The organism is Salinispora cortesiana (assembly GCF_000484695.1).
Taxonomy (GTDB): domain Bacteria; phylum Actinomycetota; class Actinomycetes; order Mycobacteriales; family Micromonosporaceae; genus Micromonospora; species Micromonospora cortesiana.
On the sequence record NZ_AXVR01000165.1, the window covers coordinates 1 to 1,720 of the forward strand.

Annotated in this window: 1 protein-coding gene; it reads left to right on the forward strand. The window is 67.8% G+C overall.

The genetic code is table 11. The features are described from left to right. Positions 1–371: 371 nt before the first annotated feature. Positions 372–1,604: an IS110 family RNA-guided transposase gene (locus K228_RS0124855; protein WP_025620779.1), complete on the forward strand. Its 1,233-nt coding sequence runs from the start codon at positions 372–374 to the stop codon at positions 1,602–1,604. Positions 1,605–1,720: the final 116 nt, after the last annotated feature.

Consider the following 1,720-nt stretch of genomic DNA (forward strand, 5'->3'; position numbering starts at 1 on the left):
GATCCGGACGCCGGCACCCGCCCGGACCTGGTCGAGCGTGACTTCACCGTCGACGCGACCGCCGTCGACACCCGCTGGTGCGGCGACATCACCTAATGGCAGGGCCGGAGAGATTTTCCGGTGCCCGGAGACGACTGGCAGGGGCCCCTGAGATATCACCGGCCCAAGATCGGGTGCAAGGTGTGGGTGAGCCGCTGGCCGGTGTCCACTCGCATGATGCACACGGCCGTCGAGGCCTGAAGGTAGACGGTGGTCCTGCCAGTCGTCGGGTCCGTGATCGGCTTGTGAGATGCCGCGCCATTGAGCGCTTCCATTAGGTCGCCGCGCGTGCCCTCGGGCTCAACTTGTTGTTGACCACGAAGGGGACCCGAGTGCAGATCACCTGCGGCATCGACTGGGCCGAGCAGCATCACGACGTGGCGGTGCTCAACGCCGACGGCAGCGTGCTGGCCCGGGCCAGGATCGACACCGGCGCAACCGGATTCTCCCGCCTGATGTCCCTGTTGGCCGAGCACGTCGACGACGCCGACCAGCTCGCGTCGGTGCCGATCGGGATCGAGACCGACAAGAATCTGCTGGTCGTCGCGTTGCAGGCCGCCGGGATGACCGTGTTCGCGATCAACCCGCGGGCGGTCGCCCGTTACCGGGAACGACACGGGCAATCCGGTAAGAAATCCGACCCGGGCGACGCGTTCGTGCTGGCCGATCTGTTGCGCACCGACCGGCACCAGCACCGGCCGTTGCCCAGCATCAGCGTCCACGCCTCGGCGATCAAGACGCTGGCCCGTCAGCACCAAGACGCGATCTGGTCGCTCAACCAGACCGTCAGCCGTCTGCGGTCGCTGCTGCTGGAGTTCTACCCGCAAGCGCTGCGCGCTTTCCCGAACCTCAAACACAAGGCGGCATTGGCGGTCTTGAGCGCCGCCCCAACACCCGAAGCCGGGCTGCGACTGACCGCCCGCCGCCTCGCCACGCTGCTGCGCCGCTGCCGGCGACGCAACGACCCGTCCCTGGCCGAACATGTGCTGAGCGCCCTGCACAGCCCCGCACTACGGCAGCCCACTGCCGTCGAGGCCGCCTACGGCGTCACCGCCCAGACCCTGACTGCCATCGTCGTGGCGATGCAGACCGCCGTCGAAGAGCTCGAGCAAGCGTTGGCGGCCGAGTTCGACCAGCACCCGCTCGCCACGATCCTGCGTTCAGCTCCAGGGCTGGGCCCGGTCCTCGCGGCCCGCGTCCTGGCCGAAATCGGCGACGACCCAACCCGCTTCACCACTACCGCGGGCCTACGCGCGTTCGCCGGAACTGCACCAGTTACCCGCGCTTCGGGCCGATCGCGCTACGTCAAGGCCCGCAAAGTGCGCAACAAGCGCCTCGGCGACGCCTGCCATTGGTGGGCCTTCGTCACCATCACAAAATCCGCCGGCGCCCGCGCACACTACGACCGCCGCCGAGCCGCCGGAGACCACCACAACGCCGCCCTACGCAACCTCGCGAACAAGCTCATCGGACGGCTCTGGTGGTGCCTACAACACGACGAAACCTGGAACGAGAACACCGCGTGGAACATCGACATCGCGACACCCGATCCGAGAACCGCTTGACACCTGACCCGCGTGGGATGTCTACATCAACACCTGGGAGGGCTGGCTGTACCTGGCCACCGTCATCGACCTGTCATCGCGCCGCGTGGTCGGCTGGGCCGTCGCCGACCACCTCA